Below are 18,162 nucleotides of genomic sequence, written 5' to 3' on the forward strand. Positions count from 1 at the left end.
GCGAATTAAATAACTTACAATTTTAATTGTTATTGTGGGATGGGCGTCCCGCCCGTCCTTAAAAGACGGGCGGGACGCCCATCCCACAAACTTGTGGAAGTTATTTAATTCTCATTCCTTAGTGTAATCTCATATTAAACATGATATAATAAAGAGTTAGCCTTTTGAGGCTCCAGACGTTGCGCTGCTAAAATTAGTAGTCAATATTACAGTTGCCATTATACAAACTCTGTCAACATACGTCTGCTGTAGCGTCTACCACATTTTAACTGAATTATGACTGACTCAATTCGCTTCCTCATGTGTGCTCCCGACCACTACGATGTGGATTACGTGATTAATCCGTGGATGGAGGGAAATGTCCACAAATCATCGCGCGATCGCGCCGTCGAACAGTGGGAAAAACTTTACCACGTCCTCAAAGAAAACGCCGTGGTAGACCTCGTACCGCCCGAAAAAGGCTGGCCGGATATGGTTTTCACCGCCAACGCAGGCTTACTTTTAGGCAATACCTTCGTCCTCAGCCGTTTCTATCACAAAGAACGCCAAGGCGAAGAACCCTATTTCAAAGCATGGTTTGAAAGCAAAGGTTTCACCGTACACGAACTCCCGAAAGACTTGCCGTTTGAGGGCGCTGGCGATGCTTTGCTCGATCGCGAAGGACGCTGGTTGTGGGCCGGATACGGCTTCCGTTCCGAACTCGACTCGCACCCGTTACTAGCAAAATGGCTCAACATAGAAGTGCTTTCCCTGCGTTTAGTTGACGAACGTTTCTATCACCTAGACACCTGTTTTTGTCCCTTGACAGGCGGCTATTTGCTCTACTATCCAGCAGCATTTGACTCCTACTCCAACCGCTTAATTGAAATGCGAGTTGCGCCGGAAAAACGCATTGCCATTGAAGAAGCCGATGCCGCAAATTTTGCCTGCAATGCCGTCAATATTGACAAAGTTGTGGTAATGAACAAGGTTAGCGAAGCCTTGAAAACGCGCATTACTAAAGCCGGTTTTCAAGTAATTGAAACGCCGATGAGCGAATTTCTGAAAGCGGGCGGCGCCTGTAAGTGTTTGACGCTGCGGGTAACGGAACCGGTGCAAGAAGATCGATCGGCAAATGTGATGGTAGAAAGCCGCACAATTCGCATGGAAGGTCACTTGCTCGATGCTGGTTTAATCAGTCGCGCTTTAGACTTAATTGTCGATCTCGGTGGCAGTTTCCAAGTGCTCAATTTCAATCTAGGAGAGCAGCGCCAAAGCACATCATCTGCCGACGTTAAAGTTTCGGCTCCTTCCCACGATGTGATGGAAGAAATGATGGGAATGCTGATTGACTTGGGTGCAGTGCCGCCACCACAAGAGATTTGCGACGCTATTTTAGAACCTGTAGTCCAAGATGGTGTCGGCCCGGACGACTTTTATGTAAGTACGATTTATCCCACGGAAGTGCGGGTAAATGGTCAGTGGGTGAAAGCGCAAAATCAGCGGATGGATGGAGCAGTTGCTATTACTGAAACTCCTGATGGTATAGTGGCTAAATGCAAATTATTGCGCGACTTAAAAGTAGGAGAAAAAGTTGTTGTTGATGTAGTCGGCATCCGCACTATCCGCAAAACAGAGTCGCGGGAACAGCGCAATTCTCAAGAATTCAGCTTTATGTCTGGCAGCGTTTCTAGCGAGCGCCGCGTAGAATTGGTGGTGGAACAAGTAGCCTGGGAATTGCGCCAAATTCGCGATCGAGGTGGCAAAGTTGTAGTTACCGCAGGGCCTGTTGTTATCCACACTGGCGGTGGCGAACATTTAGCGCATTTGATTCGCGAAGGTTACGTACAAGCGCTGTTGGGCGGAAATGCGATCGCAGTTCACGACATGGAACAATCGAATATGGGAACCTCTTTAGGGGTTGACATGAAACGCGGTATTGCTGTGCGCGGCGGACATCGGCACCACTTGAAAATAATTAACAGTGTGCGGCGTTACGGGAGTATTGCAAAAGCTGTTGAAGCAGGCTTGGTTACTAACGGTGTGATGTATGAGTGCGTCAAGAACAATATACCCTTTTCTCTTGCCGGTTCGATCCGCGATGACGGCCCACTTCCCGACACGCAAATGGATTTAGTTAAGGCTCAAGAAGAATATACTGAGCTGTTACGCGGTGCGGATATGGTGTTAATGCTGTCGTCTATGCTGCACTCAATTGGTGTGGGAAATATGACGCCGGCTGGTGTGAAGATGGTCTGTGTGGACATTAATCCGGCGGTGGTGACGAAATTGAGCGATCGGGGTTCGATCGAGTCTATTGGAGTTGTTACCGATGTGGGATTGTTCCTAAGTTTGTTGGTGAATCAATTGGATAAATTGACCAGCCGCCATCATGTAGCTCAATCTGTGTAGATTCGGCGGTTGAAACCGCTTCTTGTCAAAACAAGTCAAAATCTGTACGCCAACCCACAAGCCCGCCGGGGGTTAAAAACCCCCGTCTCATAGCGAAAGTCCTCTAAAAGAGGACTGAAAAATACATTTTTTACAAGCATTTTAATGTTTTTTTCCAGTCGGTTTCAACCGACTTTCGCTATGAGACAGGGGTTTTCAACCCCTGGCGTACCAGGGGACAAAACCGATCGCTCACCGTGGCGTAAAGGCATAAAAACAGATCGCTCCTTGCCAAATTTGCCACAAACTATCTCACCTTTATATCGCGATCGAAAACCCGGTTTCTTGAGTGCGATCGCCCGTCCTCTCAAATCAAGGTAGAAACCGGGTTTTTGCCATGATAAATATTGCCTCTCACCCACAATACCCAAAAAAACGCTTGAGTACGATCGCCCGCTAATTTTGTGCGTGGGGCATCAATAATACTGGCTAGCGGCCACAGGTAACGTTGCTCGTTATATTTTTTTCAAAGGTTAAAATTCCCAGTCATCGCTGCTGTATCCGCTGAAGTTCTTGCTGAACGTTTTTGAGGCGAGACATCATGTACTCAAAGCTTTCTCTATCTCCTTGAGCATTATAAAGGTTGGCTGCTGTTTGCCAGTCGGCAACTGTTGCTCTAATATCTTTTAAGTTAAGACGAACAGTACCCCGAATGCGGTAAGCATCAGCATAATTAGGTCGAATGCGGATGGCATTATTGCAGTCTCCAAGTGCAGCAGGATAGTCCCCGATCAGAAGTCGTGACAAACATCGGCTTTGGTGTGCTTCAGCAAAATTAGGATTTATTTTGATAGCTTGGGTGTAGGCTTCAATTGCTCCTTTATAGTCTTTGTTATTAAAAAAGTCGTCACCCCTTGTATAGAAGTCTGTGGAACTCGCTTGAGATATAATAACTACGGGAGCATGGCTAGACGCAGCATTAGGGGTTATACCTATTGTGAGTGGAATTACCACGATGGAAATAGCTTGGTATAGAAAATTCATGATTAAATTGATGGGTGTATGTAAGTATATTGAGCGCATTTTTAAGCTTTTTATCCTTTCGGGTCGGGCGATTTATGAAATAAAGAGGATAGATTTTAATTCCCCTTAGTCGCTAGAGTCCCAATCCTCAATTTTAACTTCCAGTCCACCCATAAAACTTACTCCTAACCAACTTTTAAGAATCGATTCGTTGATACCAACTGATTGACCAGGCTGTAACGTTTGATTAATTCTCACCAGATGCGTGTAGAGAATTGTATTGCCTTTACCGATCTGAATATTTGGGGTACCAATCTTAATGGGTCTACTGCTGCGGTTCGTGATTTTACCTTCAATGAGAGCCCAATTTTCTATTCCTTTTTTTAAGTCTGAGGATACTCTTAAGTTAGCAATTAAGGGGTTCTGATTTCGTTCTATTGCCTTTATAGCATCGTCTATCCGTCCTCTCTCACATAGTGGCTCAAGGGATATGTGGTTGCCCGTTTTGGGATCTGTCCAGAAACAGCCCGGATACTCTTGAGCGATCGCACCGCTGTAACCCAAAGGCAAAAACGGAATTACGACAGCAGAAAGGGAAGTCGCCACACGCAGAAGTTTAAGTCTGGCCATAACACTTGGTTCCTTGAGCTTTTCTAGTGTATTGAGTGCTCAGCCTACAGCTTTTTTCTTAGAACCGATCAGCGTCAGCGCTTTGAGAATTCTCTCGAATAGCCTTTTGCTTACAGCTACCGCTTTATGTCAAGCTCATCTTTATCACTCCTCCACATACTATAGCGATCGCCCCTAAGCTGAAAAGCGGGAAAAGACGGATCTTTCTAACCTTTGAGTTATAAGTCGGAAAAAGACGGATCGAGGCGGTTAAAGTCGGATATAATAATCGAAGTTTCTCACAGCCTTGATAATGGATATTCGCGAGGTACTCGAATTTGTAGATCAAGTTGTCTACGATAAGACAGGTAAACGCCTCAATGATTTACAGCGTGGAATTATCGAGGGAACTCTGAATCGACAAAAGTATGCTGAGATTGCCGATAGTTATCGTCTTTCGGAAGGTCACGTTAAGGATAGAGGTTACGAACTTTTGCAAATGTTATCAGATGTGTTTGATGAACCCGTTGATAAACACAATCTTAAATCGGTTTTAGAACGGAAAGGAAATCTCAATATTAGTTTTGGCGATAACAATATTAGCAACATTATGGGTTACATCAATATTTGCTCCGATCGCCCCACTCCTACCCCTAATAAAAGCCGGCCTGCGACTCCTGACTTTCAGCGAGACCAGTATCAAGCCAAGATTGAAATGGTTGGTAAGTTACGCCAATTCGGCTTGAAAGACGAGCAAATAGCAGAGTTGCTGGGGCTAACTTTGGAGGAAGTTAAGCAGGTAGATTCGGAGGAATAAAAGTACGGTGCGCCTCGCCCCCCTTATATCATGTCCGGTCGATTCCCTCCGCTTCGCTTCGCCCGAAATCAGGTAGGGGCGGGTAAACCTGCCAATATCGGCCAATAATTGACAATCTCAAAAACCCGCCCGACCGGGATATTATGGTCAATCGATCGGACATGATATTACAGGCCCAGTAATGTAGCACGTTACTGGCGTGGTTTATATTAATATTGCAATAAAAAGCCTCAGACCAGCAAGTCTGAGGACCGGAGTTCCTGAAAATCGTCACTTCTTACTATTGTCGCCAACCAACAGCACAACATACAAGAGGGGTGCAACCCAGCAGGACAGTTTTTGGCAGACAGAGATTGTTTCCTGACTCGGAAGGCGAAAGCAATTTTTAATTCAACACTTCACGAAAGCCAAACAATTCCTCTCGCCATTGTCATATCTGGGTTGATAATTGTGCTTTAGGATGGGAGTCTGTCCTCGATCGCAATATAAGGAGCACCGTGACTCCCCGTATATATTTGAGTCGGGCGGTAAATGCGGTTTGCCTCTAGTTGTTCCTTCCAGTGGGCTAACCAGCCGGCAACGCGGGCGATCGCAAAAACTGGTGTAAATAAGTCCAGCGGAATTCCCATTTTTCGGTAAACCAAACCAGAATAGAAATCTACATTTGCATAAATTCCTTTCTGGCCCAATTTCTCTTCAACCACTTCTTCCAACTTGACAGCAATGTCGTAATAATCATCGCGGCCGAAGTTCTCAAACAACTGTTCCGCTAACCTCTGAAGAATAGTTGCTCTCGGATCTTTCACCTTGTAAACTCGGTGACCGAAACCCATGATTTTGTCCTTATTTGCAACACACTTCTCGACAAAAGGCCGCACATTTTCTACCGAACCAATTTGCTGCAACATATCAATCACTTCTTCATTAGCTCCCCCGTGCAGCGGGCCAGCCAAAGTGCCAACTGCTGAAGCAATTACCCCGTAAGGGTCTGTCAGTGTCGAAGCTGTTACCATTGCCGAAAATGTAGAGGCATTAATTGTATGTTCAGCGTGGAGAGTCAGACAAGTGTCAAAAATGCTAGCTAACAGCGGATCGGGTTCTTGCTCGTTGAGCATATAAAGAAAGTTAGCCGAGTAGTTCAAGTCATCCCTCGGCCGCACCGGGTCATTTCCCCGTCGCATTTGCTGGAACGCTGCTACCATTGTGGGAATCTTAGCTAGCAGTCGCACTACAGCTTCTCGAATGTATGCTGGGTTAGCCAGGGCTCTGCGGGAGTAGAACAAGCCCAGGGCGGCCGCTGAAGCTTGCAGGGCGTCCATGGGATGTCCTCTTTCTGGAAAGCATTTCATCATGTCCCGGATGCGATATTTGATCCGGCGGTGATAGCGAATTTCATGCTCGAAAGCTTCTAGTTCTTCCTTTGTCGGAAGTACCCCCCAGATTAATAAATATGAAGTTTCGAGAAAGGAACTTTTCAGTGCCAGTTCCTCGATGCTAATCCCGCGATATTCCAGCAACCCTTTTTGTCCATCGACGTAGCTAATGCTGGACAAGGTGGCGGGAACACCTTCTAAACCTGGTTTGAATTCGCCGACGACCATTGCGATACCGTTTTGTGTGAGTTCAATCTACTAAAAGTACATTACCAGAAACGAAGATAGTGTCGCAGTCTTGACAAATAATCCTTTAATTTGGGTTCAGAAACCGGGTTTTTCAACAGACAGCCCGATCGCACCGCTGCGTATTGTCGCCGGTTTTTCCCGGTTTCGCAGTCCCAGAATGCGGTTTTAAGAGGGCTGACGCCTCCTGTTAATGTCGGGGGGTTCGCTGTTTCTAGCGCAGCAAAAACTTGGGCGCAGTTAGCCAAAACATTTGGCTGCGGCCCACTGGGGAGCCGGTTTCCGGGAGGATTAAGCCGATGATACCTGCTTTTTTGAGAATCAGGCCATCTTGCGATCGAGCCCAAAGCAAAGTTTCTGCCCAGTGGCCTAAGTCTGGTTGGTGGCCCACCAGGGCCAAGCTGCCGCTACCTATTTCCTGCCACTGTTTGTACCACTCCAGCCAGTTCCCGATGTCTCCTGAAGGTGCGAGGGTGGCGGATTCTTCTATTTGGGAACTCAGACCGACTGTTTGCAGGATTTTGGCGGTTTGCTGCGCGCGCAGTAAGGGACTGGCGAGAATCAGGTCAAACTGAATTTCGAGTTCGTACAGCCGTTGGGCAATTTTCCTGGTTTTACGATCGCCCTCTTTAGTCAGCGGGCGTTCTGAGTCTGTATCATATTCTTCGGGTGCGGCTGCGATACCGTGGCGGATCAGATATAAATGCACTGTCGCTGTCCTTTTGATAGCTGTGCGATCAAACTTATGGGTGCAGTTTGGCGCGATCGACATATTTTGCCTATTCTACAACTGCATTGAAATCTGGCGCCGTCATCTGGTTGGCGCTTCTGTAGCGATCGCGCCCTTGTCGTTTCGCATCATATAATGCTTGATCGGCGAGGGCAATGAGTTCATCTGGTGATATTTCCGCAGTGGGAATCACAGTTGCAATTCCCATGCTAACGGTCACGATCGCGCTCACATCAGATTGCTCGTGAGGAATTCCCAAATCTCGGATTGCCTCTCGGATCGACTCAGCAACGGCGATCGCGCCATCCGCATCCGTATTCGGTAGGATAGCAGCGAATTCTTCGCCCCCGTAACGTGCAAACAGATCCGATGAACGTTTAACCGCTTGTGCCGCCGATGAAGCCACTTTTACTAAACAAATATCCCCAGCTTGATGTCCGTAGCAATCGTTATATCGCTTGAAATAATCTACATCCAACATGATCAGGGACAGCAGGTTTTGTCCCTGGTTCAATCGCTGCCATTCCGACTGCAATTGCTCATCGAAACAGCGACGGTTTGCTACTTGGGTTAACCCATCTGTCGCGGCGATTAATCTGTCTCGCTGAGCCTGATTTCTGAGCATCTCCTCCGCCTGTTTGCGTTCTGTAATATCAGCAAAAGTTGTTACTACCCCATAGGGTTGAGACTGATTCATTTGGAACAGCGGTTGCGAATTAATCGAAATCCAAGTCAGCGTTTTATCCGATTTGTGAATGCCCATCACCACATTTGATACCGGTTTTCCCGTCCGTAGGGTAATCATTGCCGGATGCTGTTGGCAGGGGAAGGGAGAGCCATCTTCCTGAACGGTTCGCCAGTCTACATTTATGGATCTACGCCCCATCATTTGTTCAGGGGTCAGCCCTATAATCCTTTCGGAACTTGCATTACAGGTAGTAATTTGCCCGTCTGCTAGCTGAAGTACGACGCCTTCAGTCATGCTTGTAATCACAGAACGATACCGTTCCTCGCTTTCGAGCAATTGACTCAGGAGAATGTTTTTAGCATCAAACTCTGAAGCCAGATGCAGGCTACCCCCCAAAAACCCCGCCATCAGTTGTAAGGTATGAATATCTGACTCTTTTGCAGGGCTGTTTCTGTCTGCTGGCGGTCGGTAATGTCCTTTTCGTTCACAAGCAACATCGGGTTGCCTGTTACCGGGTCGTTGGTACACCGCACGTCCATCCCATGCCAGCGAATTCCCGCCAGAGTAATCACTTGAGCCTCCGTGCTAAATACCTCACCGGACTTAAGAACTGCCATTGCTCGCTCTGCTACCTGAGAGTCAACAAAGAGACTCAGAAAAGCATGATCTGTCGCAGAGTCAGGGTGCAACGCCTCCCCATAACAGCGCAAGGCCGCCGGGTTTTGCAGCAGCGGCACACCTTCGAGGGTGTACAGCGAAACCATCAGCGTGGTGTGTCGGGTTGCCTCGATCGATCGCAGGGTCTCCGGTTCGATTTGAGGAGCGGTTTCGACCTTACCCTCGACCAGGATTGCCAAACGCCCGCCATCAATCCTGATGCCAGAACACCTACAGCCGACAGAAACAGGCTCACCGCCCGGATAAAACGTCCACTGCTTGGACAAGGTTTGGCCTTGTTCAAACTGCGGTCGATAGGTCTGCAAGCGAATCCGAGTAGACTCTGACAACATATCCCTAAAGTTGTGGCTCGCCAATTGCTGCCGCGTCGAAGCATTCCACAGGTACAAGGACGCTTGGTTGGCCCACCGGATTTGCCAATGCTCAATATCAAATATCCAGATCGGGTTTTGCAACAAGTCAAAGGCTTTGAGGTGGACAATATCGCCACTCAGGGAACAGGCAAACTCTGGTTGTAGACAATTTTGATGATTGACTCTTGGCGCGCTTTCTGTATTTGGATCAGTTTGATTTGGTTCTGTTTCGAGTTCCGGTGGTTGATTTGGCCCGATCGCCGGGCCGTGAGATTCCAAGTGCCGCATCCTCAACCCGATGTGCATTGCAACCTGTTGCAGGATCTCAAAGTCGATAGGTTCCCACTGACGCGGACTTCGGCAGTGATGAGCAATCAACAGTCCCCAAAGCTTCGGAGATTGCTGCTGTTGGCAATCTAACAAGATTGGCGCCACTAAATTTGCCTGAACTTGGATGCGATCGAGCAATTCGACATCACAAGCTTGAAGATCACCAGCGTGAATATCAGAAATTGCACTTGTTTGTCCCTGGCTGTAACGATCTACCCAGGTTGCTTCCAGGCAAGGGTCATGAATCAGTTGTCCCTGGATTGGTAGCCACTGATCACCAACAGACTCAGCAAATACTACCCTATCTCTATGCGGTAGGAAGCGATAAATAATCACGCGATAAATAATCACGCGATCTGTTTGCAGCAGCACCCTGGTTTCTTCTAGCGCACATTGCAAAATTGTCTTCAGATCCACGAAATAGTTGATTTTAAGTGCAATTTCTGAAACTTTTTCTATGCTTTTCTCTAACGACCAAGAGAAAGTCTTTTTTGTAGACATCTCCGTGTTCCTTGTTTTTTTAAGCTATTTTCTACTAAGCTGTTGTGCATTTAAAAGGCGTGTTTCAGAGGTTGAAACCCAATACTTGCTTAGATAGCCTCGAAAATTTAAATGATGAACAGCTTATTCTAACCCGCAACAAATAAATATAATAATTTGTTTTAACTCGTAGGAATCGCTAGCTGGGCTTAGAAAAAAAACAATATTTATGTTGCGACCAAAACTTTCTTTTACTGCTACAATTCCTTTTTTGATGTCATTTAGCCAAAACTTTAGGTAGTTTGGTATCTATTTTACTTCTTCTCAAGCGTTTTTTTGCTAATTATTATAGAAAAGCTAGTGCACCAACTATAACAACTTGTGATTGATTTAGCGAATAAAATCTCAAAAAATCAACCCTGTATAATTGTTAAAACCTAATAATTATTGTGGAGCTTAGTAAATTAGATCCACTAAATTTGCCCCCTAACCTGGTTTTTTTATCAAAATACTTCGTGGTATCCCTTGACAATTGTTAAAAAACCCGGTTTCTTTAGTGTATGATTTGGAAAAATTGGTAGAAAATTTATTACTGTTAGTCTTGGAGAACTCAACCGAGTTTTTCAACCTCCTTACTTCGTTAAAACTGACATATTGCACGATTTTAAATAAACTTTTTATGGGCGGATTCTCCTGCCCTACCCGTACTACCCACAAGAAAATTTAATTTTTGTGGAACAGGCCGGAAAGCCTGTTCCTGGCAGAGGTAGACTAGGCGTGAATTAAAACCCTCAATAAGAGTTAAAAAACCCAGTTGATGAGAGTTGGAGTGCGGGCATGACTGATTGTCAAGTTAAGATTTTGCGCGGAAGCAGAAAAAAACGCGGCAAAACCTGGTAGGAACCGGAGGCCGAACCCAGCAACAGCCTTCCCAGGCTGTTGCTGGAATCAAGACCGCACCTAGAAACTCCAGAGTTAATGATCGTAAACAGGATTGTCTTTAGGACTAATTAAATGCAGCAACTTTTGCTTGATCTGATCATCGAATACTTCCCATTTTAGCCTTGCATAATCGCTGTTCTCATTTCCGCCAGAAAGAAATCCCACCGGAATTTCAAAACCTCCTGCTTGACTTCTGCCACCCCCAAAAAAGCGTCCTTGAGCATCTTGACCGAAGGCTTCTTTAATGAATTCGTCAGGGTCGAGAGTAAGTTTATTAGTTCGCAGCGAGCCAATTACTACTTCAATTTCTTCGTCTTTGTCGTGAACAATTGCGTAGACAACTGCTGTGTGTACGTTCTCTTCTGTTACTAAAAAGTCCGCGGCTTGGGGAATAGAATCCCGATCGTCATAGCGGAGGTAGCCGATACCGGCGATCGAAAAATTGTTCTGGACGGTGCGGTGTTTGAGCGATCGCTCGATCGCGTCCATCACCCACTTAGAACGAGACGACTGTAACACGGCATTCAGCAACTGCGGGTCGTAAAACCGGCTCAAATAAGCCGCCGCTAAAAAGTCTTCCTCCTGAGCTTGTCTGAGGGCGATCGTATCCGATCGCAAACCGTGCATTAAAGCTGTAGCGCACTTGATGTGCAGACTGACGCTGGCGTCGAGAGCTAAAAGTCCAGACTGTAAATACTCGGCAAAAATCGTGGCTGTAGCGCGGATTTGAGGGCGCAAATCGGTAAATTCTGCATTCATTTCCCCCTGCAAATTGTGATGATCAATGACGGCAGCGATCGAAACTCCAGCCGCTAAAATATACTCGGTTAAGTTACAAGTCGTCCCTTGATTGTCAATGAAAGCGCAGCCCTGAAACACCGACAAATCCTTAGTTTTTAGTGTTTCCACAGTCCAGCGCTGCAACGGCAACCCTGTCAATTTAACTAAAGCAATATTTTCTTGGTGGCTGAGGGCGCCGGCGTAGATAATCTCGCATTGGATATCGTACTGTTCGGCGATTAATTTGTAAGTCCAAGCGCTTGATAGTGCGTCGGGATCTGGAAAATCTTGCAGCAAGATTAACTGGCGAGTGCCTTTGTGCCGATCGAACATTTGGCGCAATTGCTCGACTTTGCGATCGTGTAATTCCTCGCGGAGACGGCCGCGATTCTCTTCGGAAGCAACTTCGGCTTTGCTGCGCCGTTTCCCCGGCGCACTCACTCCGGGTACAACCTCGCTGCTGGCCTCAAGTTCACCTTCGCGGTTGCCGGATGTTTCATCGGAATTGTTAGGGGGATGGTCTTTCATCGTTGAAAATTAACAATTTAACTATTTCAGGATTTGCACGACATTCGATCTTAAACCCGGTTTCTTTGTAGATGCCTGTTTGTCAAAGCCCATACTTTTTACGACAAACCTGATTTAAGAGCGTAAATTCTCTGTTTACTTTTTTACTTCATGCAGAGTGTGTGTGTTGCCATGAACGAAGCAATCTCAGAACTAATAACTCTCACAAAAAACCCCCGCGCTTGCGCTGACAGGGGTTTTAAAGGCCTATTACATATTTTTGCCATTCTTTGTGCATACCGCTCTTAACGTGTTTAGTGACTTCAAAATAAAGACCGCTGTGAGGTTTCCTAGGCGGATAGCGCAGCGACATTCCCGCTTCTTTCGGCGTCCGGCTGCCTTTATTGACATTGCAGCGCACGCAAGCGGTGACGAGGTTTTCCCAACTGTCGCCTCCTCCGCGCGATCGGGGAATTACATGATCGAGGGTTAAATCGTCCCCCGTATAACTACAGTATTGACAAGAGTGTGCATCCCGGTGCAAGATGTTCCGGCGGGTTAGCGGAATATCCTTATAGGGAACTCGGACGTAATGCCGCAGTCGGATCACAGTTGGTAGCGGGAAGTTTGGCGCAATAAATTTCCCGTTGTGTTCTACCTGTTCTGCTTTTCCTTTCAGCAACAAAACTACCGCCCTTCGCCAATTGGTGATGTTAAGGGGTTCGTAGGAGGCGTTCAGCACCAGAACATTGCCCATTGTTGATTATTAAAGAGAATATTTTTTTCGATGTTAACACAGGTTCCACTTTAGGTGGGACGGCATCTGGAACAGCGAGGCTCAGCAAAAAAAGGTAAAAAACCACTCCTTTACCCTATACCTTCGCGCCTGCGCCCCCTGTGGCTGCATCTATTTTCTGCCTTTGGTGTTTGCCCGCGAGCTTTTTTCCCGGAGTTTTGGCTTAGAGGAGGCCAGTGTGTGCGATCGCAAAAATTTGCAAAATAAATTTTATTTTTTTCTCTAAATGCCTAATCTTCCCGGCAACAAACAGTTTAACTTTTTAGACTATTAGTAACCTTAAATGAAAAAGCTTATTACTGCTCATGGAATTTCGGCTCTTAAAGTCAGCTTTTAGCGCGTCAATTATTGCCCTTGTTGCTCCGATTTTAGCAAACAGTCCAGCCTTTGCCCAAGCGCCTTCATTCTTCTGCGGCGCTGCTGGCGGTCGCCCAGCTACAATTGCTGTCCAACAAGGCAAAAATATTCCCGTTATTCTATGGCTAGCTGATAACTATTTCAATGAATCAGGAGAAGATGCGATTACTCGGTGCACCAGAGTCTCAGGAATTCTCAACAACTCGCAACCGCAAGGAAGCTGGGAGAATGTTGTCACAGCAGGTGCATCATCCAACGGTCAACTAATTATTTGTGCAGCTAACCCTCAAGACGGTTCCTGTAGATTATTATATCAAGTACCCAAAGGTCAAAATCCCGAACAAGCCCGACAAGAACTCTTAAAAAGAGTCACAAATCCTAATGTAAGTGTTTCGCCTGTTAAAGTAAATTGATAGTCATTAGTAGGGACATGGCACTGCCCATAGGTGTCAACTTAAGGTACAACCAATAGTCCGGCAGGGGTTTAAACCCCTGGCGGACTTGATGGATGACTAACGGACTTGGCGGGCTGACAGCTTAAGTTGACACTAATGGGCTCTTGGAGTGTCCCTACTTGCAGATAGTTGAAACTCTGGTCAAATAGTTCGGTTGAGTGGTAAAAAAATTGCAGCTTTGCTTCAGCAATTCTTCTAACCCTTCAACCTGCCTCAGCCAGACAGTGCCGTTGCTTCCAGCTACAGCAATTTGCTTTCCGTCTCCACTCCAACTGACACTAACAACATTCTCCTCAAACTCAAATTGAGCAACCTGCCGCCCCGCTAAATTCCACAGTCGTACAGTCTTGTCAATTCCCACTGTAGCAAGCAGTTCTCCGTCGGGACTAAAACTAATTGATTTCGCATCAAAATGCAAGGTTTGAAATTCCTTAACTAATTCTTTTTCTGACAGATTCCACAGCCCAACTTTGCCATTCAATGTTACTGTAGCAAAGCGATACTGGTGTTGAGCCGGAGTGAAACTGATTCCAATTGCCTGAATAGGCAGTGTTTTTTTCAGCTTGCCAGACAAATTCCAAAGCCGCACTGTAGATTTGCCATCTAAAGTCGTTATGAAATCGCCCTTTGGGCTAAAATTTACGCTTCTCACTAAGCCGTTGTGACCTGGGAGTTTCAGGCTAGACGATACTAATTGTGGCAGTTTAGACAAATCCCAAATTGCAGCATAGCTGTCTATCCCTGCCGCCGCTAATAACTTTCCTTCGGGACTAAAACTGATGCTGGTAACAGAGCCTTTAATTCCTTTCAAAGTAGAAATATTTTTCCCTGATAAATTCCATATTTTAACTGTGCTGTCCCTTCCTGCGGTCGCTAAAAATTTACCATTCGGGCTAAAGTTTACCATATTAACTGACTGCTGCAAAGCTTTCCATTCAGCAAGTTTTTGCCCGGAAAAGTTCCAAATCCGAACTTGACCGTCTATTCCTGCGGTTGCTAAAATTTGCCTGTTGGGGCTAAAATTGACGCTGGTAACTGCACCTTTATGAGCTTGCCACTTGCTCTTTCTTTGCGGAAGTGATGATGCTTTTATCGGCTGTATTTCGCTAATTTTATCGAGAATTATTTGTAAGGCTAAGAGGGGTCTGGTTGCCGGATATTGTTCTAGCTTATGTTTGTTTTCAACCAAGGTTTTTAATTTTTTACCGGAGGCGATCGCCCTCAGTAAAGCTTCTGATAAAGCTTCGATATTTTCTGTTTTTTGAGAAAAAGCCAACAATAAAGCATCGCTGCCATTTTGTTCGATTTCAATACTTGCTTGTGCTAGTTTAAACCGCTGGTAAGCGAGAGTTGAAAAGCCGATCGCCGTCAGTAACGATGCCACCAGTACCGCAGAACCGATGCCGATCCACTGTTTGGCTTTCTGTTTGGCAGAGTCAGCTTCACTCAAAGCTTTTTCGGCATCACAGACAGCTTTTTTGGTTTCTAGTGTAGCTAAATGCAGCAGTTGATTTTGGTCGCTCAAAATAACTTTCTGGCTAGCCGTCAAAAACTGAAAATCTTCGTTTCTCAAACTTTTTCCTGCCGCCCAAACTAATGCTGACTGCAAATCATCTCCTCGCAAAAGTTGGGAATCATCTTCACAGCTAGAATTTAGCCAGAGTTTAATCGCTTCCGAGTAAGGCGAGAGTTTTTCTAAGTTTTGTTCAATTAACTGTTTATTAAATACAGCTTCATAAATAGGATTAGAAATTGTTAATCTTTCTGTGCGCTTAACGATTAATCCACTCAATCGTAATTCCATTTGTTCGGCACTGCCATCGGGGACAATTTCAGCTTGCTCTAAAATTTGCTGATACAATCCCAGTCTCCTGACAATGCGCTGGTTTTCTTTGAAAAGCCGATCGCGAATTGTGGACAAATGTTCTGGGACATCCTGAGATTCCCAATTCTCCACTATTTTCAAGCGCACTACCTTCTCCACCCACTCTTTAGAAGCGTTAATTTTATCTTTTCCCCCCCGTTGGCAAGGGGTGGCTGCATCTTCCTCCCCCCCTTGGCAAGGACGGGTTGGATCTTCCTCCCCCCCTTGGCAAGGGGGGGCTGGGGGGGGTAAATTCGGGATTAATTCGGCATTTTCCAACAATAGTTTGCACAGCTTTTGAGTCAAAAAAGGCTGCCCGCCCGTCCAATACAAAACCTCTCTCAAAACTTGATTAGGGCTGTCTGTAAGCTCTGCCAACCCCACTGCTAGCGGTTGAGCTTCTGTTTCGTCAAAACCAGTTAATTCGATCGCCTTGCCAATATTAAAAGGGGTATTGCTGCTGGCATTTTGCTCGCGGCACAAATCCGTCGGGGATGCTACACCTAAAAGGGCCCAAGTTAGGCGATCGAACTCTGAATGGTTGGCGCGCTTGTTGTAGCACGATCGAATTAACGCTAAAAAATCGTCGGCGGGAAAATCTAGGGCGAGAATGCTGTCGATTTCGTCAATAAAAATGACAATATTGCTGGTAATGTTGGGTAAAAGTACGGTTTCGATGAATTCGCTCAATCTTTGAACCGGAGTTAAAAAATTGCGATCGCGCCACCAAGTCCGCACGTTGACAATATCCGACAGGTTAAAGTTATTTTCGAGAATGCGTAGCAAACCAGCATACCACTGTTCGGGAGTGACGCCGCGGTTGCCAATTTCCGAAATGTCGATCGCAGCACAAGCAATTCCTTCATTTCTCAGCCGTTGAATTGTCCGCACCTGCAAGCTAGATTTGCCCATTTGCCGGGAATTCAAAACATAGCAAAATTCTCCGGCTTTCAATCCGTTATATAAATCGTCGTCGGCTTGCCGCTTCACATAATTGGGAGCGTTATTGGTGAGACTGCCCCCGACTTGATAGTAACTGGGCTTTGTGGTAAAATTCATATAAGTTATTGGCTGTTGAAACCGCTACTACACAAACAAAATCCGCCTTCGCGGACTGAAGAAGTGAGGCGTTATTAAAGCATAATTCTGTATGATAAATTGTAGCACAATACAGTATGAAAACTGATTGGAGTGGATATCACCAAGACAAAGACTACTTAAGAGCGAAAATTTGGTCTTTGCTGAAGCACCAAGCCGCATCTATTGGCGATCCGTTTGGTCATATTCCCAACTTTGTCGGTGCCCAGTTGGCTGCCGAAAGATTGGCCACTTTACCAATATGGCAACAAGCAAAAACGATTAAGTGCAATCCTGATTCGGCGCAAATTCCGGTGCGGATGCGAGCTTTGCAAGAAGGAAAACGCCTGTATATGGCAGTACCGCGATTGACAGACGATCGCTGTTTTGTTGAGTTAACTGCAGAGGATTTGCAGCGGCAAAATATATCTATTTCCGAAAGTGCGATCGCCCGCAAAGCACTCACTTGCGGAAGATTGGTAAGTTTTGCAGAAATGAAGCCGATTGATTTAGTAATAGTCGGCTGCGTAGCAGTAACGCGCAACGGTGGAAGAACCGGGAAAGGTGCAGGATTTGCCGATTTGGAATTGGCTATGTTGACAGAATTCGGGTTAGTACAAATCGATACGCCAATTATCACAACAGTGCATCCTTTGCAAATAGTCGAAGATTTGCGTTTACAAATGCAAGCTCACGATTGGGCGCTGAATTGGATTGTTACTGCCCAGGAGATAATTGAGACTAATACAAGTTATCCGCGTCCAATTGGGTTAAACTGGGATAGTATACGCCCGGAACAGTTGGAAAAAATTCCGATTTTGCGAAAGTTGAGAGAGCAATTAACCAATAAAAAATAGCTTTTAATCAAAATTAAGGCAAAAGAGAATTCACAGCGATTGCCCCAATTTCTCTCCCTTCTATAAAAATCGGTATAACAGCCGATCGCCCGAAATCCAACCTTTGACTGTAATCTGGCTGCTCAACTTCCACAAGAGGTTGAGAGTACACCTCAATCTGTTCTTCCACAAGATTCACAATCCAATAAATGGAAATTCCAGCGCGGGCATAAATCCGTTTTTTGACAGTTCGATCGCGCTGAAGCGTCGTATCTGATACTTCAATAATCAGCGCAATATCTTCAGCACCCGGATGGCGATCGAGATACTGTCGCGTATCCCCTCGAACAACCACTATATCAGGTTCGGGTTCGCTGTTGGAGAGCGTTATCGGTTCTTGGGAATCAACATACCACCCCGCAGGTAAAATATTCTCTAAAGCTGTTCTGACAAGACGAGTTGTGACTCGATGCGGTGGATTTTTGGGCATTTTGAAAACCAGCCAACCTTCCAGCAATTCTACAGAGTCATCATCCGTGAGAATGCCAGCTTGAATTATCGCATGATACTGCTCGATGCTCAAGCGTAAAATCAGATCGTTCGGAATTGCTGCTACACTTTCGACGGGCGGCATAACTGTATGGGCGAGTTGATTGTTTTCTTATTTTACTGTTTATTTAACGAACCGCGAAGGCGCGTTAGGCGAAGCCGCGCGTAAGCGCTAGGACGCGAAGTAAGAAAGAAGAAGAAGAGGAAGAAGGTAATTTCATAATCTATCTACTTTGCGGTAAACACGCGCCATGCAATGAAAGCTGTAAAAGCTAGATAACCAAACACGGTTATCCAATCTA

The 18,162-nt window shown here is 45.9% G+C and carries 15 protein-coding genes; 5 read left to right on the plus strand and 10 right to left on the minus strand.

Annotation, left to right across the window (positions count from 1 at the left end; genetic code table 11):
• Positions 1–276: 276 nt before the first annotated feature.
• Positions 277–2,391, plus strand: a complete 2,115-nt coding sequence (argZ, locus tag QUB44_RS26470) for a bifunctional arginine dihydrolase/ornithine cyclodeaminase (RefSeq protein WP_333372192.1) — start codon at positions 277–279, stop codon at positions 2,389–2,391.
• A gap of 144 nt (positions 2,392–2,535) precedes the next feature.
• Positions 2,536–2,751, plus strand: coding sequence for a hypothetical protein (locus QUB44_RS26475; protein ID WP_333372194.1), 216 nt, complete (start codon positions 2,536–2,538; stop codon positions 2,749–2,751).
• 165 nt (positions 2,752–2,916) lie between these two features.
• Here QUB44_RS26475 and QUB44_RS26480 read toward each other — a convergent pair whose 3' ends face one another.
• Entirely contained in the window at positions 2,917–3,414 is a 498-nt protein-coding gene (locus QUB44_RS26480; protein WP_333261116.1) for a tetratricopeptide repeat protein, read from the minus strand.
• Between the two features lie 105 nt (positions 3,415–3,519).
• Positions 3,520–4,023 (minus strand): hypothetical protein, encoded by a 504-nt coding sequence (locus tag QUB44_RS26485; RefSeq protein WP_333261113.1) that lies wholly within the window; start codon positions 4,021–4,023, stop codon positions 3,520–3,522.
• Positions 4,024–4,315: 292 nt separating this feature from the next.
• Here QUB44_RS26485 and QUB44_RS26490 point away from each other — a divergent pair, with 292 nt between their 5' ends.
• Positions 4,316–4,819, plus strand: a complete 504-nt coding sequence (locus QUB44_RS26490) for a hypothetical protein (RefSeq protein ID WP_333054607.1) — start codon at positions 4,316–4,318, stop codon at positions 4,817–4,819.
• Positions 4,820–5,274: 455 nt separating this feature from the next.
• On the opposite strand, the gene QUB44_RS26495 is transcribed toward QUB44_RS26490, so the two are convergent.
• From QUB44_RS26495 to QUB44_RS26520, 6 genes are all read right to left on the minus strand, one after another.
• Positions 5,275–6,420 carry a citrate synthase gene (locus QUB44_RS26495; protein WP_333233543.1) on the minus strand — a complete coding sequence of 382 codons (1,146 nt, stop codon included), beginning with the start codon at positions 6,418–6,420 and terminating at the stop codon, positions 5,275–5,277.
• Between the two features lie 232 nt (positions 6,421–6,652).
• On the minus strand, positions 6,653–7,147 hold the full coding sequence (gene sixA / locus QUB44_RS26500) for a phosphohistidine phosphatase SixA (protein WP_333372225.1): 495 nt from the start codon (positions 7,145–7,147) through the stop codon (positions 6,653–6,655).
• A 70-nt stretch (positions 7,148–7,217) separates the two neighbouring features.
• Positions 7,218–8,264 carry a diguanylate cyclase domain-containing protein gene (locus QUB44_RS26505; protein ID WP_333372196.1) on the minus strand — a complete coding sequence of 349 codons (1,047 nt, stop codon included), beginning with the start codon at positions 8,262–8,264 and terminating at the stop codon, positions 7,218–7,220.
• A complete protein-coding gene (locus QUB44_RS26510; protein ID WP_333372198.1) occupies positions 8,264–9,718 on the minus strand; it encodes a GAF domain-containing protein in 1,455 nt (484 codons plus the stop codon). Before QUB44_RS26510 ends, QUB44_RS26505 begins: the two co-directional genes overlap by 1 nt.
• Positions 9,719–10,672: 954 nt before the next feature.
• Complete coding sequence (locus tag QUB44_RS26515; protein ID WP_333372200.1) at positions 10,673–11,947, minus strand: bifunctional oligoribonuclease/PAP phosphatase NrnA; 1,275 nt, start codon at positions 11,945–11,947, stop codon at positions 10,673–10,675.
• A gap of 238 nt (positions 11,948–12,185) precedes the next feature.
• Positions 12,186–12,683 carry an HNH endonuclease gene (locus tag QUB44_RS26520; protein ID WP_006633674.1) on the minus strand — a complete coding sequence of 166 codons (498 nt, stop codon included), beginning with the start codon at positions 12,681–12,683 and terminating at the stop codon, positions 12,186–12,188.
• Positions 12,684–13,027: 344 nt separating this feature from the next.
• On the opposite strand from QUB44_RS26520, the gene QUB44_RS26525 reads away from it, so the two are divergent.
• A complete protein-coding gene (locus QUB44_RS26525) occupies positions 13,028–13,492 on the plus strand; it encodes a COP23 domain-containing protein (protein WP_333372203.1) in 465 nt (154 codons plus the stop codon).
• 157 nt (positions 13,493–13,649) lie between these two features.
• On the opposite strand, the gene QUB44_RS26530 is transcribed toward QUB44_RS26525, so the two are convergent.
• Positions 13,650–16,457, minus strand: a complete 2,808-nt coding sequence (locus QUB44_RS26530; protein ID WP_333372205.1) for an AAA-like domain-containing protein — start codon at positions 16,455–16,457, stop codon at positions 13,650–13,652.
• Between the two features lie 116 nt (positions 16,458–16,573).
• Between QUB44_RS26530 and QUB44_RS26535 the strand changes: the two genes are divergently transcribed.
• The gene (locus QUB44_RS26535; protein ID WP_333372207.1) at positions 16,574–17,332 is read left to right on the plus strand and encodes a 5-formyltetrahydrofolate cyclo-ligase; all 759 of its coding nucleotides are present in this window, start codon (positions 16,574–16,576) and stop codon (positions 17,330–17,332) included.
• 13 nt (positions 17,333–17,345) lie between these two features.
• Here the strand turns inward: QUB44_RS26535 and QUB44_RS26540 are convergent, their stop codons facing one another.
• Positions 17,346–17,945: a Uma2 family endonuclease gene (locus QUB44_RS26540; protein ID WP_333372209.1), complete on the minus strand. Its 600-nt coding sequence runs from the start codon at positions 17,943–17,945 to the stop codon at positions 17,346–17,348.
• Positions 17,946–18,162: the final 217 nt, after the last annotated feature.

This window comes from Microcoleus sp. AT3-D2 (assembly GCF_036705715.1).
Taxonomy (GTDB): Bacteria; Cyanobacteriota; Cyanobacteriia; order Cyanobacteriales; family Microcoleaceae; genus Microcoleus.